This window comes from Vibrio sp. 10N.286.49.B3 (assembly GCF_002873395.1).
In the GTDB taxonomy this organism is placed as follows: domain Bacteria; phylum Pseudomonadota; class Gammaproteobacteria; order Enterobacterales; family Vibrionaceae; genus Vibrio.
On record NZ_MCUV01000056.1, the window covers coordinates 1 to 244 of the forward strand.

Here is a 244-nt window from a genome sequence, read left to right on the forward strand (position 1 = left end):
CAGGCACGATATTTATCACGACATCGGCTTCGGTTGGGTTGCTCAGGCTAACGGTAAACTCGGCATCGTCACCTTCATTAACAATGACAGGATCGCTAATCGATAAGGTGGGTTTATCGTTATCGGGGTTATCACCAGGGCCATTGCCGCCATCGGTGATGGTCGCTTCACCAGTGACGCCCGTCTCACCATTGGTGGTGATATCGTTTGCTTCTGTGACCACAAGGCCAAAGGTCTCATCGCC

1 protein-coding gene is annotated in these 244 nt (G+C 52.0%); it reads right to left on the reverse strand.

Features of this window, described 5'->3' with window-relative positions:
- A partial coding sequence (locus BCU68_RS15630; protein ID WP_198591760.1) for a hypothetical protein occupies positions 1-244 on the reverse strand: 244 nt, incomplete at both ends.